This window comes from Stenotrophomonas sp. SXG-1 (assembly GCF_014083965.1).
GTDB classification, from domain to species: Bacteria; Pseudomonadota; Gammaproteobacteria; order Xanthomonadales; family Xanthomonadaceae; genus Stenotrophomonas; species Stenotrophomonas geniculata.
Genome location: NZ_CP046588.1, coordinates 4023632 through 4042726 on the forward strand (window position 1 = coordinate 4023632; position 19095 = coordinate 4042726).

The following is a 19095-nucleotide window of genomic DNA, read 5'->3' on the forward strand; positions in this document are numbered from 1 at the left end:
TGGCATTGTGACGTGACCTGGAGCGTACGTGGAGCGGATCTTCTACAAAGCCCCGCGCTTCGCGGGCTCGACGCTGCATGAAGGCCCCATCCATCGGTCTCACCACCCCGGCGATGTACCTGGCGCTGTCGCTCATGCGGAGCGCCAGGCGCATCGCCGGTGCAGATGGGCCGGTCTCCAACTCCGACCGGCCCTGATCGCGGCCGCACCCCCGCAGGCGCTGGCCACCATCCACACACGTGCCGCACTCAAGCGGCTTCGGACACCTTTACGTCGCGACGGGCACGCACGGCCGCGGCCAGTCGCTCCAGCACCGTCACGGTGGTGTCCCAGTCGATGCAGCCATCGGTGATGCTCTGCCCGTAGACCAGCGGCTGGCCTTCCACCAGTTCCTGGCGGCCACCGACCAGATGGCTCTCGATCATCACGCCAACGATGCGCTGTTCGCCGTCTTCCAGCTGAACGGCGATGTCGTCGATCACCTTCGGCTGGTTCTCCGGGTTCTTCAGGCTGTTGGCATGGCTGGCGTCGATCATCAGGCGCGCCGGCAGCTTGGCCTTGGCCAACACCTGGCAGGCCTCGGCAACACTGCCTGCGTCGTAGTTCGGCTGCTTGCCGCCGCGCAGGATCACATGGCAATCCGGGTTGCCGGTGGTCGACACGATGGCGGTGCCGCCCTGCTTGGTGACCGACAGGAAGTGATGCGGATTGGACGCCGCACCCACTGCGTCAGCGGCGATCTTCACGTTGCCATCGGTGCCGTTCTTGAAGCCGACCGGGCACGACAACCCCGAGGCCAGCTCGCGATGCACCTGGCTTTCAGTGGTGCGTGCGCCGATCGCGCCCCATGCCACCAGGTCGGCGATGTACTGCGGCGAGATCACGTCAAGGAACTCGACACCGGCCGGCAGGCCCAGCTTGTTGATGTCGCGCAGCAGGCCGCGTGCGATGCGCAGGCCCTTGTCGATCCTGAAGCTGCCGTCCAGGTCCGGATCGTTGATCAGGCCCTTCCAGCCCACCGTGGTGCGCGGCTTCTCGAAGTACACGCGCATGACGATTTCCAGTTCACCGGCCAGCGCGTCGCGCAGCGGCTTCAGGCGCTGGGCGTACTCGATGGCGGCCTTCGGGTCGTGGATCGAGCACGGGCCTACCACCACTGCCAGGCGGTCGTCGCGGCCATGCAGGATCTGGTGCAGGGCCGCGCGCGAGGCGCTGACGGTGTCGGAGGCTTCATCGTCACAGGGCAGCATCGCCAGCAGCTGGGCAGGCGGTGTCAGCGGTTCGATGGTGCGGATACGCAGGTCGTCGGTGTGCGGGGGCATTGCGGGAGATCTCCGGAACGTTGGGGGTCCCCAGCGTGGCGGCATGAAAAAAGCCGCCAGGTTCGCTGGCGGCTTTCGGGAATGCGTCTGAAGCTTTCTTCAGGGTGAGCGCAATCCTTCCTCCGCCGGTGGCTTCGGAAAGTAATACCAGTAAAAGCTGGTGGGGGCTGCGTTCATGGGATCTATTGATAGCACAGCTTTTGCGCAGTGCAAAATGTTTCATACGCAACTGGGGACGCGGTTCAGCGAGATGCGCGCCAGCCCGGCCTACGCGGCGGTAACCACGCAAAGTCGCTCATTTGCCATGCACTTCCACGTCCAGCAGCAGGCCCTCATGGATGTCGGCCCAGCGTTCCAGCACGCGATCCAGTTCCTGCCGGGCCTCGTCCAGCTGCTCGGGGTTGAGCAGGGAACGCGCGGTGTAGAGGTCGGAAACCAACCGCCGCAGGGCCGATTCCTGGATGGCCACCGACGGCCCCTCCAGCCCCGGCAACTGCAACGCCGGGCTGTCGCCAAGAGGGCCGAACAGCGTGACCTGGAGCGTGCTCTGCATGATCGACTTCCCTGCGGATGGACATGGGCAATGTCCTGTTTACCGCGTCCGGGTGACAGGCGCATGTGCCACCCATGCCGAGGACCGGGATCTGCCGGCGTCTGCCGCCCCGCTACAAGGCGGCCAGGTCGGCCAAGTGCTGGGCCATGCTGTCCATCGCGCCTACCGCATGGGTGGTGGTGAAGTACTCATGCCAGCCGGTAGCGGCAATGCCAGCCACCAGCGCATCGACCTCCTCGCGGCTCGCGCAGCGCCAGACCGCATAGAACTGTTCATCGCTGCTATGCGGTACGTCCCTGGCAATGCGGCCCATCGCCAGCGGCGTGATGCGGGCTGGATCGAACTGCTGCATGCCGGCGCCAATACGGGCGAAGAAGGCATTCCGCTGCTCGGGCGGCAGTGTGGTCCAGGCCGGCGTGGCGGTATAGAGCTCGATGAAGGTGTGCGACATGGTGGTTCTTCCTTGAGGTTGACGGGGTTGCGGGGTTGTCGGCCAGCATCCGGCACTACCGGAGCGAGCGCAGTGCGCGTTTGCGGATGTAGGCGTTGGCGTCGCTGTGGCGCTCGTGCTGCCAACGCGTGCACAGCACGCGCAGCCACTTCGGCTGAGTCTTGCCGGCATCATTGAGCCAGTTGCCGACCGAATCCTGCACGTAGCGTTCCGGGTCGTCAGCCAGTGCTTCCAGCATCGGCAATGCATGTTCAGGGTGCTGCTTGAACAGCGCGATATGTGTGGCCCAGACACCGCGCGGACGCAATGCTTCGCAGGCGAAGCGGCGCAGGTACGGCGAAGTTTCCTGTGTCCACGGTTGCAGGTACTCAAGCGCCTGCATCGGCGCGGCAACGATGTCCGTGCGTAGCGCCAGCCACGCCCATTCGCGCACACCGAAGTGTGGATCGTCGGCCAGCGTGCGCATCTGCTGCAGCTTCTCTGCCAACGTCGCGCGGGCATCGCTGCCGATCAGGTAGCAGGCCCACCCGCGCACGGTGTCGGACGCATGGTCCTGCCATTGCACGGGATCGCCCTGCCCCGCCTCACGCAGCAGTTGCGCAGCCAAGGCCATGCGCAGTGTGATGCCCTTGCCTGAGGCATCCTGCATGCGTTGCAGCGCTTCCGGTGCAAGCGCAGGCGCCACCACCTGCAGCAGCGCGGCGAAATCCACCGCCAGGCATTCGGCCAGATGGGTGGTGGGGGCATGGCCGGTGTTGAGTGCATGCAGCCGTTGCGCCGCGATCGCCGGGCTCATGCTGCACGTTCTCGTCCAGCATCGGTGTGCTGCCAGACCTTGTGCAGCAACTGCGACAGCTGTTGCTGTTCATCCGTATCCAACCCATTGAACAGGCCACCGATCCATTGCGTGTGCTGCTCGAACAACGTCCCAGCCAGGCGCGTTCCCTGCGCAGTCAACACGATCTGGAGGCGACGGCCATCTTCGGCATCGCTGCGCCGCTGCAGCAGGCCTTCGCGTTGCAGGCCATCGAGCAGGCCGCTGATGGTGGCGCGGGTCACGCCGGCGCGCTCGGCCAGTTCGTGCGGGGGCAACGTGCCGCCGGCGCCATGCAGCAGGAACAGCACGATGAAGCGGGCTTCACTGAGCCCGTGCGGTGCGAGACGGGTGGCGCAGTCGCGGTCGATGGCGGTGGACAGGGAAAGCAGCTGGAAGCACAGTCGCAGCTGCGCGATGTTGGCTTGCCCGCGTCGCTGCGCCTCATCCATCAGGGCATGGTGCTTGGGTTCGATCATCCTATGAAAGACGCATGATTAGGCGCCTAATCATAAATCGGGACATCTGATCCAGGCAAGCCGGGAAGGCGTTTCAGCAAGCGCTTCCCAGCAGCAGGCGCGCGATCAGTCCACCACCCTCCCGGTGCAGCAGCTGCAGTTCGCCCGCATGCCGCCGCGCCACGTTGGCGGCGACCGCCAGGCCCAGCCCGGCCCCACCCGTGGCGCGGCTGCGTGAGCTCTCGCTGCGCTGGAAGGGCTGCAGCAGGCGGGTGCGGTCGGCCTCATCGATGCCTGGACCGCGATCCATCACGTCAAGGTGCGCCACGTTGCCGCACACGGCTGCCCGCAGTTGTACCGCCCCCGCGTAGCGATCGGCGTTGTCGATGAGATTGTCGATCGCCCGTCGCAGCAGTAGCGCATCCCCCTGCCACCGCAACGTATCCGGCCCGTCGAAGGAGATGTCGATGCCCCGCAGCAGTGCGCTCTGCACGCACTCCTCCAGCAACACGGCCAGATCCAGCGGATGCATCTGCAAGGGCTGCAGCTCACCACGCGCGTAGTCGAGAACCTGCTCGATCATCGCGTCCATGCGCTCGATGTCGGCCACCATCCGCGCCGCCTGTTGCGGTGGCGCGAACTCCGCACGCAGGCGCAGGCCGGTCAACGGTGTGCGCAGATCATGCGCGACGGCGGCCAGCATGCGGGTCATCTCCTGCGCCTGTTCGTGCAGCCGCTCGCGCCCGGCACTGATCGCGCGGGCCAGAACCTGCACCTCGCACGGACCATCGTCCGGAAGCGGTGTACTGGCCTGCAGGTCCACGTTGGCGCTGGCCTCGGCCAGCCGCCGCAGGGGCCGGCCGAGGCGGATTGACGCCCATGCCGCCAGTGGTGCCAGCAGCACGGTTCCTGCCACCAGCGCCAGCACGACCTGCCGGCGCCATGCCGCCAGATCGCTGTGGTCGCTGCCCACCACCTGCCACCGACCATCTGCCTGGCGCACTGCCAGTTCGAACGGCGTCCACTGCATTGCGGTCAGCACCGCGACCTGTGCCTGCAACGCGTCCGCGCGCGCTTTGGCGTCAAGCACGGCCCCGCCTTCGATGACCTGCACCTCCGGCGCCTTGCTCCGCCTGCCCCAGACCAGCTTCACATACTCCAGCGGCTGGCGCAGCTGCGCGGCAACCAGGTGGGTGAGCCAGTCATTGCTGGTGCCCTCCGGCGCAGACGCGCGGGTTTCGAGATGCAGGCCCAGCGCCGCGGCCGACCGTTCACCGCGCAATACCTGAATGGCTTGGTCCAGGCGCATCGGCGGCGGTGGCGGCCGCGGCATCCAGCCGACCACCGCCACACTGACCAAGGTGGCCAGCACCAGGCTTGCCAGCGCCAGCATCGCGATCCAGCGCGCGGTGGACCAGCGCGCCCTCACAGCACCTGCACCTCAGCGTCGAAGCGATAGCCTTCGCCGCGCAGCGTCTGTACCAGTGCCTCGGCACCCGGTGCGGCGTGGCCCAGCTTGCGTCGAAGGCGACTGATCGCCAGATCAACGGCGCGGTCGACGCTCTCGCTGTCCTCACCGCGGGTCAGGGACATCAGCTGCTCGCGCCCCAACACGCGCCCGGCGCGCTCGGCCAGCGCCAGCAGCAGAGCGAACTCGCCGCGGCTGAGCGCCAGTTCGCTGCCATCGGGTGCAAGCAGGCGGCGCTGATCGGGCAGCAATCGCCAGCCGGAAAAGCGCAGCTCGCTGGCCACCTGGGTACGCAGCTTGTCCTGGCGGCGTAGCAGGGCGCGGACCCGCGCCAGCAGTTCGCGTGGGTCGAAGGGCTTGGCCAGATAGTCATCGGCTCCCATTTCCAGACCGATCACCCGGTCCGGTGCTGTTCCCATCGCCGACAGCATCAGGATGGGGATGGCCCGCGCCTGTAGCCGGCGGCACACCGACAGGCCGTCCTCGCCGGGCATCATCCAGTCGAGCACGATCAGGTCCGGACGTTCGACTTGCAGCAGCACATCCAGCGCCGCCGCGTCGGCAGCCACTCGCACGTGGTAGCCATGCAGCAGCAGGCAGTCGGCAATGGCATCACGGATGCTGGCATCGTCATCGACAACGATGACCCGGGCGGGAGTGTTCATGCGGCCAGTATCGTGCAGGCGTGTATCAGGACGGTATCAACACCGATGTTCCGGTGATACGCCGCTGCGCGCCAATGGACCTCCGCATTCACTCTGGAGTTTCCTGTGCGCCTCACCTTGCTGCCCCTGTTTGCTGCCGCCTTCCCCACGCTGGCCGCCGACACCCCCGAACATGTGCTGCCGATGTGGATGCAGGGCGGCCACCCGACGGTAGCGCTCTCGCTGGATGGTCAAGCCGAGCCGCTGCGCTTCGTGGTCGACAGTGCAGCCGGGGCCACGCTCATCGATGGGCGTGTGGCACGCCGCTACGGCCTGGTCGATGGAAAGGCCGACGTTTCCACTGCCCAAGGCGCCAGTGCCTCGGGGGCACAGCTGAGGCGCACGCGCACTACCACCTGGCAGCTGGGTAGCTGGCAGCTGCGGGCCAGCGCACTGCAGGCTGATCTGGGGTCACTGTCCGGGGGCGACGACCCTGCCATCGACGGCCTCGTCGGCAACGACCTGACCGCGCGCTGGGACACCCGCTGGGACTTCGCTCGAGGTGAGCTATCGCTGTCGAGGACCGGCACTCTCCGCTTCGACGATGACAGCTGCCAGGCCAACGCGCTGCAGGACCGCACTGAAGGCCTGCGCGATTTTGGATTCATCACCCTCACCTTGGACGGAACGAACGTCGCCGCTGTTGCCGTGGTCGATACCGGCGCGGCGCAGACCGTACTCAACAATGCCGCCGCGCACGCGCTCGGGTTGCGTACTGATGGAAGCGATCCCCGCCTGCGCAAGCGAAGCAAGGGCACCGAAGGCCTCGGCGGCAAGCCGCACCCGACCTGGCTGTACACCCTGCCCGGCATGCGCAGCACCGCCTGGCAGCACCCGGCCATGGAGGTCAGGATCAGCGAGCTGCCCGTGTTCAAGGCCATTGGCCTGGACACCCGCCCGGCTCTGATCCTTGGCGCCGATGCCATGCGTGGCGGCCAGGTCGACATCAGCACAGGTGCCGCGCGGATCTGCCTGCGCCGCCAAGCGGCCACGTGACCCTGGGGCCATGACGTGTGCGGCGGGCCGGCGTAGCATCGCGCCACGTCCCACCAGGAGGTTCACGCATGCGCCGTGCTGCCCTGTTGTTGCTGACGCTGTTCCCGCTGGCCGTGCTGGCCGCGCCGCCCCCGTTACCCACCCCGGCCCACATCGACGCCGAAGCCCAGCGCTTGATGCATGCCGCCCACGCGCGCGGCATGGCGCTGGCGGTGATAGATGGCGGCAGGGTGGTGCACGTGGCCGCCTACGGCGAGCGCAATGCCGCAGGCGAGCCGCTGCGCACCGATACCGTGATGTACGCCGCGTCGCTGACCAAGATGGCGTTCGGCCATCTGGTCGCACAGTTGGCGCAGGACCGGAAGATCGAGCTGGATGCCAGCATTGCTGCGGCGCTGGACAAGCCCCTGCCGGACTACCCGCCCGAGCCGAAGAAATACGCCGACTACAGCGTGCTGGCCGATGATGCGCGCTGGCGCCAGCTCACCCCTCGCCTGCTGCTCAACCACGCCAGTGGCTTTGCCAACTTCGGGTTTCTTGAACCGGACGGCCGGCTGAAGTTCCACTTCGATCCGGGCAGCCGCTACGGCTATTCCGGCGAAGGGCTGATCCTGCTGCAGTTCGTGATCGAACGCGGGCGGCTCGGCGAGGATGTAGGCGCGTTGATGCAGCAGCGGGTGTTCGACCGCTTCGGCATGACCCGCACCAGCATGATGTGGCGTGCGGATTTCGCCGCCAACCTGGCCGATGGCTGGACGGCAGAAGGTACGGCCGAACCGCACGATGAGCGCAGCCGCGTGCGTGCGGCTGGTTCAATGGATACCACCATCGCCGACATGGCCCGTTTCGCCGCTGGCTACGTGCGCGGCGATGGATTATCAGCGGCGATGCGCAGGGAGCTGGTGCGGCCGCAGCTGCAGATCACCAGCGCCAGCCAGTTCCCCACCCTGCAGCCGGAGCTGCCGAAGGCGCAGCAGCGCAAGGACCTGGCGGCTGGCCTGGGCGTGGTGACGTTTCTCGGCCCGCAGGGCGCAGGCTTCTACAAGGGCGGCCACGACGATGCGGTGGGCAATACGCTGGTATGCGTGGAGCAGCACCAGCGCTGCGTGGTGATCCTGGGCAACGATGTGCGGGCAGAGGCGGCCTTCCCGGCCCTGGTGGCGTTCGTGCTGGGCGACACCGGCGTGCCGTGGCAGTGGGAGTACGGCGCGGCGAAAGCGTTTGTCAGATGATCGAAGCGTTACCGTTGCACACAGGTCCCGCAGTCGTGCAGCATGCAGACACGGACGCAATGCAGGAGACAGGATGAATCGCCCAGAGATCGATGCCATTGCCGAAGCGGTGTTGCAGCCGGATGCACGGCGTCTGCGCATCGCTGCACGCCATCGCCAGGCTGAACATCGGCAGCGACGTCAGCGGGTGGCAGCCGGCGCCAGTCTGATCGGGATGGCGGGGGGCCTGCTGCTTGCGCCGATCGCGGGGCTGCCGTGGGTACAGGGGATGATTGCTGGCGGCGCGCTGTCCCTGCTGGCGGCCCACCTGTGGCTGCAGCGGCGCGAGGGCCGCGGGTAGACTTACACCTGGCAGCGGCATCCACGCGTGGCGTGGATCCATTTTGATTCCGACAGGCCACAAAAAAACCCCGCCTTCCGGCGGGGTTTTTCATTACGGGGTGAAAGCGGGGACTTAGAAGTCCATGCCGCCCATGCCACCCATGCCGCCCATGCCACCGGCGCCACCCATGGCCGGCTCGTCCTTCTTCGGAGCTTCGGCAACCATGGCTTCGGTGGTGATCATCAGGCCAGCGATCGAGGCAGCGTTCTGCAGGGCCGAACGGGTCACCTTGGTCGGGTCCAGGATGCCGAACTGCAGCATGTCGCCGAACTCGCCGGTGGCGGCGTTGTAGCCGAAGCTGCCGGTGCCTTCCTTGACCTTGTTGATGATGACCGACGGTTCTTCACCGGCGTTGGCAACGATTTCGCGCAGCGGGGCTTCCATCGCACGCAGGGCGATCTGGATGCCGTGGTTCTGGTCTTCGTTGGCACCCTTCAGGCCGGCCAGTGCGGTGACCGCACGGACCAGGGCAACACCGCCGCCCGGGACCACGCCTTCTTCAACGGCTGCACGGGTAGCGTGCAGGGCGTCGTCGACGCGATCCTTCTTTTCCTTCATTTCGATTTCGGTCGAAGCACCGACCTTGATCACGGCAACGCCGCCGGCCAGCTTGGCCACGCGTTCCTGCAGCTTCTCGCGATCGTAATCGGAGGAGGTGTCCTGGATCTGGGTCTTGATCTGGCCGACGCGTGCGTCGACGGCAGCCTTGTCACCCACGCCATCGATGATGGTGGTGTTTTCCTTGGAGACCTGCACCTTCTTGGCGCGGCCCAGGTCCTTGATGGTGGCCTTTTCCAGCGACAGGCCAACTTCTTCGGAGATCACGGTGCCGCCGGTAAGCACGGCCATGTCTTCCAGCATCGCCTTGCGACGGTCGCCGAAGCCCGGAGCCTTGACGGCCACGACCTTGACGATGCCACGGATGGTGTTGACCACCAGGGTCGCCAGCGCTTCGCCTTCGACTTCTTCGGCAACGATCAGCAGCGGCTTGCCGGCCTTGGCGACGCCTTCCAGCACCGGCAGCAGGTCACGGACGTTGGAGATCTTCTTGTCGTGCAGCAGGATGTACGGGTCATCCAGGTCAGCGGTCTGCGACTGCTGGTTGTTGATGAAGTACGGGGACAGGTAGCCGCGGTCGAACTGCATGCCCTTGACCACGTCCAGCTCGTTGTCCAGGCCCGAGCCTTCTTCAACGGTGATGACGCCTTCCTTGCCGACTTCCTTCATCGCGTCAGCGATGATCTGGCCGATCGACTCGTCCGAGTTGGCCGAGATGGTGCCGACCTGGGCAATCGCCTTGTCGTCGGCGGTCGGCTTGGAGATGGTCTTCAGCTCGGCAACGGCGGCCACGACGGCCTTGTCGATACCGCGCTTGAGGTCCATCGGGTTCATGCCGGCGGCAACAGCCTTGGCACCTTCGCGGATCAGGGCCTGGGCCAGCACGGTGGCGGTGGTGGTGCCGTCGCCGGCGTCGTCGTTGGTGCGCGAAGCAACTTCCTTCACCATCTGCGCGCCCATGTTCTCGAACTTGTCAGCCAGTTCGATTTCCTTGGCGACGGAGACGCCGTCCTTGGTGATGGTCGGCGCGCCGAAGCTCTTTTCCAGCACGACGTTGCGGCCCTTCGGGCCCAGGGTGGCCTTGACGGCATTGGCGAGAACGTTGACGCCGCGCACCATGCGCGAACGGGCGTCTTCACCGAAACGAATATCCTTGGCAGCCATTGCGATTACCTCGATGTTTGCGCCGGGCCGGGCCCGGCGACGAAAAGGGATGTCTTACAGAAAAGCAGGTCGCGCCGAGGCTCAGCCGATGATGGCGAGCACGTCGTCTTCGCGCAGGACCTTGTACTCGACGCCTTCGCTCTTGTACGAGCTGCCGGCGTACTGGCCGTAGATGACCTTGTCGCCAACCTTCAGCGACGGCGCGCGCACGTTGCCGTTGTCCAGCGGCTTGCCCGGGCCGACGGCCACAACTTCACCCTTGGTGGACTTTTCCTTGGCCGAGTCGGGGATGACGATGCCACCGGCGGAGATTTCGTCGGCTTCGATCGGCTTGACCACAACGCGGTCGTGCAGCGGCTTGATGCTCATGAGAGACCTCTTAAGTTATTGATTGGTCTGAAAAAGTCCGGCGATGTTAGCAGTCACACCAGGCGAGTGCCAGCAACGCGCGTGAAAAAGCCCGACAAGTCGGGAGCACGACAGAGATGGAGACCTCCACAGGCCTTTCAAGGGCCGATCCCGAAATTTTTCTCCGGACCCGCAAACCTCCTTCCCTGCGTGGACGCCTGTATAGGGATGCAACGCGGCAAGCCAAGGGGGGAACGGGTGACATTTGGTGACCAATGTCCCACTGTCAGATATCTGACGTTCATTTACGACAAAGTGTCACTGGATCGGCCTTAGGCTCGGCCGCGCATTCCCAATCACAAGGAGTTGTCGATGCGATTGCTGTCCCCGCTTGCCGCCGCCTGCCTGCTGGCGCTGGCCGCCGCGCCGGCCCAGGCCGAGGTCTTCATCAATGAACTGCACTATGACGACAGCACCGCCGCCGGTGACGTCGGCGAAGCGATCGAGGTCGTAGCCACCGCCGGTGAGGATCTGTCCGGCTACCGCCTCTACCTCTACAACGGCAGCACTCCGTCGGCCGCCACGGTCTACGCCAACAACCCGGTTCCGGCCGGCACCGCCGCCGGTTGCGGCAGCGCCACCCTGGCCGTGGTCAGCTACCCGACCAACGGCCTCCAGAACGGCCCGAACGACGGCATCGCCCTGGTCGATGCCAGCGGCAAGGTGGTCCAGTTCCTCAGCTACGAGGGCGCCATCACCGCCTCCGGTGGCCCTGCCGCCGGCATGACCAGCCAGAACATCCCGGTGGCCGAGACCAACAGCACCGCGCCGGGCACCTCGCTGCAGCTGACCGGCAGCGGCAGCCAGTACGCCCACTTCACCTGGGCCGAATCGGCCGGGCAGACGTTTGGCAGCTGCAACAACGGCCAGACCTTCAGCGGCGGCGGCACCCCGGGCCCGAACACGCCGCCGTCGGTGTCCACCACCACCCCGGCACAGGGCAGCAGCACCTTCCCGGCCGCGGCCGATCTGGAAGTGGTGTTCAGCGAAACCGTGAACCTGGCCAGTGGCGCATTCGCGCTGAGCTGCGGCACCTCCGGCAGCGTGCCGCTGACCTTCCCGGCCAGCGGCCGCAGCGTGAAACTGTCCACCAACACCGCGCTGGTGGCCGGTGAAGCCTGCCGCTTCGATATCCGCGCCGCGCGCATCACCGACCTGCAGGGCGCGCATCCGGCGGCCGACAGCCGCATCGCGTTCACCGTGGCCAGCACCGGCGGCAACCCCGACCCGGGCAATCCGGGTGTACCGGCCGGCTATTACTCAAAGGTCAACACCAGCAGCCCCAGCCAGCTGCGCTGCTCGCTGCACGCCACCATAAAGGGCCATACCGCCTATCCGTACAGCGGCTCGGGCACCAGCACCTGGACCATCCTGGAAATCGCCGACGAGGATCCGAACAATTCCGGCAGGATCCTGGATGCGTATCGCAACCGCAGCTACGCCAAGGTGACCGACCGCGCCGGCAGCGGCAGTGGCCTGAAGTACAACCGCGAGCACACCTGGCCGAACTCGCTGGGCTTTGCCAGCACCACCGGTGACAAGGGCCTGCCGTACGCGCCGTATACCGACACCCACATGCTGTACCTGACCGACGCGCAGTGGAACGCCGACCGTGGCAACAAGCCGTTCGGCAAGTGCGACGCCAACTGCGGCGAGCGGGCCACCGAGGCCAACAACGGCCAGGGCGGCGGCAGCGGCGGTTACCCGGGCAACTCCAACTGGGTACGCACGCCGGACGGCAACACCGGCACCTTCGAGGTGTGGGGCAAGCGCAAGGGCGACATGGCGCGTGCGGTGCTGTACATGGCCATCCGCTACGAGGGCGGCAAGGATGCGGCGACCGGCCAGTCCGAGCCGGACCTGGAGCTGACCGACGACCGCAGCAAGATCGTCAAGACCAGCAGTTCGCCGGCCTACATGGGCCTGCTGTCCACGCTGATCGACTGGCACCTGTCCGATCCGCCGGATGATGCCGAACGTGCGCGCAATGACGTGATCTACAGCTTCCAGGGCAACCGCAATCCGTTCATCGACCACCCCGAGTGGGCGACCCCGGGCCTGTTCACCTCGGCCAAGCCGGCTACCTGCCAGCTGGCCAACTGACCGCGCAACGCAGCGGTCCACTGCCGCCGCCGGGCCCTGACCCGGCGGCGGCCCTATACTCGACGGTCATGTCGACCGTCGATCCCGTCCTGCTGCTGTTGACCACCTGCCCGGACCGGGCCAGTGCCGAGCGCATCGCGCACGCGCTGGTCGGCGAGCGCCTGGCCGCGTGCGTGACCCGCCTCGATGGCGCGCAGTCGACCTACCGCTGGCAGGGCGAGGTGACCACCGACGCCGAGCTGCAACTGCTGGTGAAGACCACCGCAAGCCGCGTCGATGACGCGATTGCCCGGATCGTCGAACTGCATCCGTATGAACTCCCGGAGTGCATCGCGGTCGAAACCCGGGCCGGCCTGCCGGCGTATCTGGACTGGATCCGGGCACAGACCCGGGAGGACACTGATTGAAGACTCTGTTTGCGCGTGGCGCCGCCTTGTGCGCCCTGATGTGGCTCTCGCTGCCCGCCTTCGCCCTGGATGAGAAGGACCTGCTGCCGGTGGACCAGGCGTTCGCGCTGACCGCCACCGCCCCCGAACGCGGCCAGGTGCAACTGCAGTTCAAGATCGCACCCGGCTACTACCTGTATCGCCACCGCACCAGCGTCAAGGCTGATCCGGCGTTCAACGCCGGCGCGCTGCAGATGCCCAAGGGCGACAAGCACCACGACGATTTCTTCGGCGAAGTCGAAACCTATCGCGAACGCCTGGAGGCCACCCTGCCCGGCACGCCGACCGACGCCGCCGGCACCATCAGCCTGGAAGTGCGTTACCAGGGCTGCGCCGATGCCGGTGTCTGCTACCCGCCGCAGAAGCGCGTGGTGCAGGTCACCCTGCCCGGTAGCGGCGCACAGGCCGCGGCGCCGGCCACGCGCACCGGCGCCGCCAGCCCGTTCAACAACCCGCTGGCCGGTGCCGGCAACAGCGGCGGCCTGCGCCTGCCGGGTGCCGCCAGCAACAGCCAGGCGCTGCCGCTTCCTTCGGAGCAGGCGTTCGGCTTCGACGCCATCGCCAGTGACGGCAACACCCTGCTGCTGCGCTTCAGCCCGGCGCCGGGCTACTACCTGTATCGCGACCGCACCTCGCTGAAGCTGGAAGGCAGCACCGGCGTGCTGGCCGACAAGCTGCGCTGGCCGGCTGCACAATCGCATCGCGACGAGCATTTCGGCGATGTCTCGGTCTACTTCAACCAGGTGGAAGTGCCGCTGCCGCTGCGCCGCGCCGTCGCCGATGCCGTCGACAGCACCCTGGTGGTGACCTTCCAGGGCTGCCAGACCGATGGCATCTGCTACCCGCCGATGACCCGCCGGGTGAAGCTGTCGATCCCGGCCGGCAAGATCAACGCCAGCGCCGAACAGTCGCCGCCGCGCAACGAGGTGATCAGTCCGTTGGTTGCGGCGCCACGCGAAGGCGCCAACGGTGCCCCCCTGCGCCTGCTGCCGACGGTGCCCAATACGGATGCCACCACCCCGGCCGTTGCAGGCGCCGAAAACGGTAATGAGTTCGCTGCCGACGCACGCGGTGACAACGCCCTGCGTACGCGCCCGCCGGCGAGTACGCCGAACCCGGACCGTTCGTTCGTCTGGGTGCTGCTGCTGGCGCTGGCCGGTGGCCTGGTGTTGAACCTGATGCCCTGCGTGCTGCCGATCCTGTCGCTGAAGGTCCTAAGCCTGGCGCAGAGTGGCGAAAGCCCGCAGCGCGCACGCAGCCATGCCCTCTGGTACACGCTGGGCGTGCTGGTCGCATTCGCGGTGATCGGTGCGCTGATGGTGGGCCTGCGCGCGATCGGCAACGCCGTCGGCATCGGCTTCCAGCTGCAGCACCCGGGCGTGGTGGCGGCGCTGGCCTACATCATGTTCGCGGTGGGCCTGAGCCTGTCCGGCGTGTTCACCCTCGGCGGCGGCATCGGCAACCTCGGCCAGTCGCTGGCCAGCCGCAGTGGCCCGGCCGGTGATTTCTTCACCGGTGCGTTGGCCTGCGTGGTCGGCAGTGCCTGCGTCGGCCCGTTCATGGGCGGCGCGATTGCCTACGCGTTCATTGCCCCGCCGCTGAAGGCGATGACCGTGTTCCTGTTCCTCGGCCTGGGCCTGGCGCTGCCGTTCCTGCTGATCGGCTTCGTGCCGGCGCTGGCGCGCCGCCTGCCCAAGCCAGGCCCGTGGATGGAAACGCTCAAGCACGTACTGGCCTTCCCGATGTATGCCACCGCGCTGTGGCTGCTGTGGGTGCTGGGCAAGCAGCGCGGGGTGGACGGCATGGCGCTGGTGCTGGGTGGCCTGCTGCTGCTCGCCTTCGGCCTGTGGTTGTTCGAGCGCAACCGCTGGACCGGCTCGCGCGCCGTCACCCTGCTGGGTGTGCTGCTGGCGATCGGCGCACTGGTTCCGGCCTGGGGCGTGACCCAGCTGGCACCGCCGGCGCGCGCCGCGCAGGCGGCCACCGACAACATGGTCGAATACTCGCCGCAACTGCTGGACCGCCTGCGTGCTGACAAGCGCGTGGTGTTCGTGAACATGACCGCGGACTGGTGCGTGAGCTGCAAGGCCAACGAGCGCGCCGTGCTGTCGCGGCCGGAGTTCAAGGAACTGCTCAAGCGCACCAACGCGGTGTACATGCGCGGGGACTACACCAACGTCGATCCGCAGATCACCACGTTCCTGGAAGAGCACAAGGCCGTGGGCGTGCCGCTGTACGTGGTGTATGGCCCCGGCGCGCCGCCGACCGTGCTGCCGACCCTGCTGACCCAGGCGGTGGTCGAGGAAGCGCTGCTGCGCACCGCACGATGAAGTGGCAACGGCCAGCGCTGCTGTGGACAGCGGTGCTGGCCGCCGGCCTTGGACTGTGGGCCGGGCATCGATTGGCACCGGCGCCGGTGACGCCTGAGGCCGTGCCGGCGGAGCCTGCCGTTGCGGCCGCGGCGCCGGTCCTGCAGGTTGGCGACAGCCTGCCCGCATTGTCGCTGCCCGATCTTGAAGGCCGGCCGCTGGACCTGCGCCAGCACGCTGCCGGTCGCCCGCTGTTGATCAATGTCTGGGCCAGCTGGTGCGCCCCGTGCGTGGAAGAAATGCCGGAGCTTGCCCGCTTCGCCCATGCACAGGGCGACAGCGGTGTGCAGGTGCTGGGCCTGGCACTGGATACCCCGGAAGACGTGCGCGGTTTCCTGCAGCGTGTCCCGGTGGATTACCCGATCGTGATCGAGACCCCGGGGCCGCGCGATGCCAGCGTGCAGCTGGGCAATACACAGGGCCTGCTTCCCTACAGCGTGCTGTTCGATGCACAAGGGCGGCTGGTGAAGGCAAAGCTGGGACCATTCGCCCACGGCGAGATCGACAGCTGGGTGAAGTGAGGGGGGGTTTTGCAGGGCTTGCAGCCCTGCACCCGGCTCAATGCAACGCCAACAGCCAAAGCGGGCGTTCCGCGGGTTGGCGGGGCGATGTCGGAGTGCGGGGACGCTGCAAGTACGTCCCTGTAAGCTTGGCAGCCGCATCCATGCGGCTGACACCCCGCACTCCGACACCGCCCCACCTCTGACAGATCTTCGCGGCTGTTGGTAGGTGTCGACCTTGGTCGACACATCTGTCAGATATCGATATTCAGAACGGAGTCAGACCCCGTTCCGACAGATCGCGGAAAACTGTCGAAGGCGGGGTGGGTCCGGTTGCGGGGGTGTCCGCGGCATGGATGCCGTGGCCAAGGCTACAGGGACGTACTTGCGCCGTCCCCCTCAACCGGACCCACCCCGCCAACCCACGGAAAGCCAGCTTTTGACGTTGACGTTGCTCCGGCTTGTAGCGGGTGCAGGGCTGCAAAGCCCTGCAACAAAACCCTCCTTGACCGTAGCCCCTCCGCCACGGAGAATTCCGCGACTAATTCTCATTTGCTGTTGCGCAGGATGCGGGCGGCAGCCTTCCTGGCCCTCCTCCTTCGATGTTCAAGAACGTCCTGTTCCAACTGCACTGGCTGCTGGGCATCACCGCCGGCGCCGTACTGGCCGTGATGGGCCTCAGCGGCGCCGTGCTGTCCTTCGAGGATGAACTGCTGCGGGCGGCCAATCCCGGTTTCGCCGAGATTGCCGAGCACCATGCCGACGGTCAGCTTCCGCTTGAACTGAGCGAGCTGGTGCCGCTGCTGCAGGCCGACAGTAATCGCCCCCTGCAGCGCCTGCGCGTGGATGCCACCGGGCTGCGGCCCTCGGTGGCACGCTTCGCCGGTGGCAAGGAACACTGGGTCTACTTCGATCCGTACAGCGGCGAGCGATTCAGCGCCCTGCGCGGGCAGGCGTTCTTCGATTTCGTCGAGGACCTGCATCGCCACCTCGCCGCCGGCGAGCGCGGCAAATGGATCACCGGCAGCTGTGCGATCGCCCTGCTGTTCTTCACCCTGTCCGGCCTCTATCTGCGCTGGCCGCGGCGCTGGTGGCACTGGCGCAGCTGGTTGGCGGTGGAATGGAAGCGCAGCGGCCGTGGCTTCCTGTGGAGCCTGCACTCGGTGGTCGGCACGTGGGTGCTGCTGATCTACCTGATGAGTGCGCTGACCGGCCTGTGGTGGTCCTTCGACTGGTATCGCAGCGCCGCCAACACCCTGCTTGGCGTCGCACCGGCCGCCAAGCACAAGATCGCCACCGGTGCCGCCCTGAACCTGGAACGCGTCGAAGCCACGCTGTACGCACTGCCCGGCGTGCGCACCGGCTACATCGACCTGCGCCTGCCGGAGAAGCCCGGGCAGGCACTGAATGTACGCGTGATGGCCGGTGATCCGTCGCAGCGCGGCGGCCAGCATGACCGCGCGCATGATCTGCTGCAGCTCGACCCAGGCACGGGTGCCACGCTCGATGCCCGCCCCTATGCACGCCAGGGCGTCGGCGCGCAGCTGGCCACCAGCGTGTTCGCGCTCCACTCGGGCAGCTACTTCGGCGTGCCCGGGCGTGTCGTGGTGATGCTCAGCAGTTTGGGCATGAGCCTGTTCTTCATCACCGGCTGGATGCTCTATCTGGACCGCCGACGCAGCCAGCGCGCTGCGCGTGGCCTGCGCCAGTCGCTGCCAGCAACGCCTGCCGATGGCGGTGGCACGCCGTGGCTGGTGGTGCATGCCAGCCAGAGCGGACTGGGCGAACAACTCGCATGGCGCGCAGCCGCGCAGCTGCAGGCATCCGGTCATGCGGTGCAGGTGCTGCCGCTGGCCCGCGTCGATGCCGTGCAGCTGGCACGCACCGCGCAGGCGCTGTTGGTACTGAGCACCTTCGGCGATGGCGAACCACCGGATGCGGCGCGAGGTGCTGCACGACGGCTGATGGCACAGACACTCGACCTGTCAGGCCTGCAGTTTGGACTGCTGGCGCTGGGTGATCGACAGTACCCGCACTACTGCGGCTTCGGCCGCCAGGTTGATGGCTGGCTGCTCGGCAACGGCGCGCGCCCGTTGTTCGACCGCATCGAAGTCGATGCCGCCTCGGTCGCGGCGCTGCGCCAATGGCAGCTGCAGCTGGGCGCGCTGACCGGCATCGCCACCGATGACAGCGTGCTGCCGGCGGCCACGCAGATGCATGAGTGGCGGCTGCTCGGCCGCGACCGGCTCAACCCGGGCAGCGTGGGCGGCGCCATCTGGCGCATCTGTCTTGCGCCACCGGCCGAGGTGCAGTGGCAGGCGGGCGACATCCTGCATATCGCGCCCCGGCACAACGCGCGGCATGCCAGCGCGGTGTTGAAGGCACAGGGGCTGGATCCGCTACAGCCGCTGCTGGTGGACGGCCACCCACGCACCCTGCTGGCGCTGGCCAGTGAACGCGAGCTGCCCGAGGCCGACGCCACGCTGGCGGTGCAGGATCCGTGCCTATGGCTGGCCGGCCTGCCGATGCTGCCCGGACGCGAATATTCAATCGCCTCGTGCACCGAGGATGGCGCGGTGGAACTGGTGGTACGACTGGTGCACGACGACACGGGCCGCGCCGGGCTCGGCTCGGGCTGGCTGTCGCTGCATGCACCGATCAGTGCCAGTCTCGTCGCCCGCGTGCACCGCAATCCCGGGTTCCACCGCGTCGCCGGTGCACCGATGGTGCTGATCGGCAACGGCACCGGCATCGCGGGCCTGCGCAGCCTGTTGCGCGAAGCCGCGCATGCAGGCGAGCACGGGCACTGGCTGCTGTTCGGCGAACGCCAGCGCGCGCATGACTTCCTGTTCGCCGACGAGATCGAGGCCTGGCAGGCCAATGGTCATCTTGCGCGGGTGGACCTGGCGTTCTCGCGCGATGGCGACGGTGGCTATGTGCAGGATCGCCTGCGTGCGGCGGCCGATGCCCTGCGCAACTGGATGCAGCGTGGTGCAGTCATCCACGTGTGCGGTTCGCTTCAGGGCATGGCCGAAGGCGTGGACCAGGTGCTGCGTGAAGCACTCGGTGATGAGGCGGTGGAAACACTGCTGGAGAACGGCCGCTACCGCCGCGACGTGTATTGATTGCTGCCAGCGCGCATTGGCCTGAGCCGAGCATGGGCTCGG

17 protein-coding genes are annotated in these 19095 nt (G+C 67.1%); 8 read left to right on the forward strand and 9 right to left on the reverse strand.

What is annotated here, in order from left to right; genetic code table 11:
- Window positions 1–248: 248 nt before the first annotated feature.
- The 7 genes from GOC52_RS18340 to GOC52_RS18370 form a co-directional block, all read right to left on the reverse strand.
- Window positions 249–1322, reverse strand: a complete 1074-nt coding sequence (locus tag GOC52_RS18340) for a 3-deoxy-7-phosphoheptulonate synthase (RefSeq protein ID WP_010481143.1) — start codon at window positions 1320–1322, stop codon at window positions 249–251.
- A gap of 295 nt (window positions 1323–1617) precedes the next feature.
- Window positions 1618–1875 (reverse strand): hypothetical protein, encoded by a 258-nt coding sequence (locus GOC52_RS18345; RefSeq protein ID WP_005411217.1) that lies wholly within the window; start codon window positions 1873–1875, stop codon window positions 1618–1620.
- Between the two features lie 112 nt (window positions 1876–1987).
- Window positions 1988–2326 carry a DUF6616 family protein gene (locus GOC52_RS18350; RefSeq protein WP_010481139.1) on the reverse strand — a complete coding sequence of 113 codons (339 nt, stop codon included), beginning with the start codon at window positions 2324–2326 and terminating at the stop codon, window positions 1988–1990.
- A gap of 55 nt (window positions 2327–2381) precedes the next feature.
- Entirely contained in the window at window positions 2382–3122 is a 741-nt protein-coding gene (locus tag GOC52_RS18355; RefSeq protein WP_159360624.1) for a DNA alkylation repair protein, read from the reverse strand.
- Window positions 3119–3619, reverse strand: coding sequence for a MarR family winged helix-turn-helix transcriptional regulator (locus GOC52_RS18360; protein WP_049413049.1), 501 nt, complete (start codon window positions 3617–3619; stop codon window positions 3119–3121). Before GOC52_RS18360 ends, GOC52_RS18355 begins: the two co-directional genes overlap by 4 nt.
- Window positions 3620–3692: 73 nt before the next feature.
- Window positions 3693–4991: a sensor histidine kinase gene (locus GOC52_RS18365; RefSeq protein ID WP_191851479.1), complete on the reverse strand. Its 1299-nt coding sequence runs from the start codon at window positions 4989–4991 to the stop codon at window positions 3693–3695.
- A gap of 32 nt (window positions 4992–5023) precedes the next feature.
- Window positions 5024–5731, reverse strand: a complete 708-nt coding sequence (locus GOC52_RS18370) for a response regulator transcription factor (protein ID WP_049413046.1) — start codon at window positions 5729–5731, stop codon at window positions 5024–5026.
- 105 nt (window positions 5732–5836) lie between these two features.
- On the opposite strand from GOC52_RS18370, the gene GOC52_RS18375 reads away from it, so the two are divergent.
- From GOC52_RS18375 to GOC52_RS18385, 3 genes are all read left to right on the forward strand, one after another.
- Entirely contained in the window at window positions 5837–6766 is a 930-nt protein-coding gene (locus GOC52_RS18375) for an aspartyl protease family protein (protein WP_049413044.1), read from the forward strand.
- A 68-nt stretch (window positions 6767–6834) separates the two neighbouring features.
- A complete protein-coding gene (locus GOC52_RS18380) occupies window positions 6835–7998 on the forward strand; it encodes a serine hydrolase domain-containing protein (protein WP_191850093.1) in 1164 nt (387 codons plus the stop codon).
- A 73-nt stretch (window positions 7999–8071) separates the two neighbouring features.
- Window positions 8072–8338 (forward strand): hypothetical protein, encoded by a 267-nt coding sequence (locus tag GOC52_RS18385; RefSeq protein ID WP_010481126.1) that lies wholly within the window; start codon window positions 8072–8074, stop codon window positions 8336–8338.
- Between the two features lie 114 nt (window positions 8339–8452).
- Here the strand turns inward: GOC52_RS18385 and groL are convergent, their stop codons facing one another.
- Window positions 8453–10102: a chaperonin GroEL gene (groL, locus tag GOC52_RS18390; RefSeq protein WP_010481124.1), complete on the reverse strand. Its 1650-nt coding sequence runs from the start codon at window positions 10100–10102 to the stop codon at window positions 8453–8455.
- An 81-nt stretch (window positions 10103–10183) separates the two neighbouring features.
- The gene (locus GOC52_RS18395) at window positions 10184–10471 is read right to left on the reverse strand and encodes a co-chaperone GroES (protein WP_019338944.1); all 288 of its coding nucleotides are present in this window, start codon (window positions 10469–10471) and stop codon (window positions 10184–10186) included.
- Between the two features lie 351 nt (window positions 10472–10822).
- Here GOC52_RS18395 and GOC52_RS18400 point away from each other — a divergent pair, with 351 nt between their 5' ends.
- The 5 genes from GOC52_RS18400 to GOC52_RS18420 all read left to right on the forward strand — a co-directional run bounded on the left by GOC52_RS18400 (window position 10823) and on the right by GOC52_RS18420 (window position 19053).
- A complete protein-coding gene (locus GOC52_RS18400) occupies window positions 10823–12613 on the forward strand; it encodes an endonuclease (protein WP_049480216.1) in 1791 nt (596 codons plus the stop codon).
- Between the two features lie 68 nt (window positions 12614–12681).
- The gene (gene cutA / locus GOC52_RS18405; protein WP_010481118.1) at window positions 12682–13020 is read left to right on the forward strand and encodes a divalent-cation tolerance protein CutA; all 339 of its coding nucleotides are present in this window, start codon (window positions 12682–12684) and stop codon (window positions 13018–13020) included.
- Window positions 13017–15389, forward strand: a complete 2373-nt coding sequence (locus tag GOC52_RS18410) for a protein-disulfide reductase DsbD domain-containing protein (protein ID WP_126560996.1) — start codon at window positions 13017–13019, stop codon at window positions 15387–15389. Before cutA ends, GOC52_RS18410 begins: the two co-directional genes overlap by 4 nt.
- Window positions 15386–15949 carry a TlpA family protein disulfide reductase gene (locus GOC52_RS18415; protein ID WP_191850095.1) on the forward strand — a complete coding sequence of 188 codons (564 nt, stop codon included), beginning with the start codon at window positions 15386–15388 and terminating at the stop codon, window positions 15947–15949. The genes GOC52_RS18410 and GOC52_RS18415 overlap by 4 nt, the downstream gene beginning before the upstream one ends.
- A 581-nt stretch (window positions 15950–16530) precedes the next feature.
- Complete coding sequence (locus GOC52_RS18420; protein ID WP_191850097.1) at window positions 16531–19053, forward strand: PepSY domain-containing protein; 2523 nt, start codon at window positions 16531–16533, stop codon at window positions 19051–19053.
- Window positions 19054–19095 lie beyond the last annotated feature (42 nt).